This window comes from Fructilactobacillus lindneri DSM 20690 = JCM 11027, assembly GCF_002907375.1.
GTDB lineage: Bacteria > Bacillota > Bacilli > Lactobacillales > Lactobacillaceae > Fructilactobacillus > Fructilactobacillus lindneri.
Genome location: NZ_MIYK01000015.1, coordinates 1 through 1,001, shown reverse-complemented (window position 1 = coordinate 1,001; position 1,001 = coordinate 1). Strand labels below are relative to the sequence as shown.

Genomic DNA, 1,001 nt, shown 5'->3' with positions numbered 1-1,001 from the left:
GTCGTAGAAGGGCACGCCTTGCCCTGGTCGCGATAGAAGTGTACGAAGCTATCAACGTTGTGTACGCGCGTCTTACGAGTAAGCTCCCTGGCGAGAGGCTTGAAGAACGCACGGACGGTCTTAAGAAAGGCGTAGTGACCGGTTCTATCGCGTTTCCGGTCGTGCATGGCTTGGGCAGTATCCGCAAGATAGACTTGATGCGAGTGACGCTTCGAGTCGAGCTGAGTTACAGATCCACGCGTGATTTCTCGTGAGATTGTCGCTTTACTGCGATGAAGCTTCTGTGCAATCACGGTCGCGGTGTCACCAGCAGCCTGAAGGGCCTGAATTGTAGCACGGTCGCTAAAACTGAGTTGTTGGTAATGCTTGTGGGTATTAGTCTGAGAGTGGGTCATGAAGATTCCTGCTTTCTTGTTTGGCTAGCACTAACAAGAATAGGTCTTCATGGCCTTTTTGACTAGTCTGAATAATGAACTGGTCTAGTAAGGTAAGTGTTGCACTTCAATTTTAAATTGGGGCTATTTTTTTCTTTTCTTCCATCCACTCTTAGATAGTATACAGAAATATTAACGGCAGAATTTAAAATTAGTTCAGCTTCAGCTTCATTGATTTTCACCCTATTAGAGCTACCATGGGAATCACTATTAATATTTCGCATGGTAGTTATAGAATCAACGATTTTATTAAGACCATTAATTAGAGAAGAAACATTTTCATCCCACCTATTGTCAGGTTTCATGCCCAATGTTTTATTAACTAGAGATCTATAATGACTAATATCTCCATTTTCTTTAAAATCGATCTGATGCTTACGTAATATTACTATGAATACTGTTTCAATTATTGTTCTAGATTTAGTTACTACGATGTCTAAATCATTATTTAATAAATCTTCTTTAGCATTGTTGAGAACTTTTTCGACATAACCAATATTCATGATTTCGGCAGGGTCAACAAGTACTTTGGGGGTTGCTTTAGAATCAATAATGGCTATTTTCTCA

2 protein-coding genes are annotated in these 1,001 nt (G+C 40.4%); both read right to left on the bottom strand.

Annotated features, from left to right (window positions below; genetic code table 11):
* A partial coding sequence (locus BHU33_RS04865) for a helix-turn-helix domain-containing protein (RefSeq protein ID WP_146038918.1) occupies positions 1 to 395 on the bottom strand: 395 nt, incomplete at its 3' end.
* A gap of 62 nt (positions 396 to 457) precedes the next feature.
* On the bottom strand, positions 458 to 1,001 hold a 544-nt coding region (locus tag BHU33_RS04860; protein ID WP_180993652.1), incomplete at its 5' end, for an abortive infection family protein.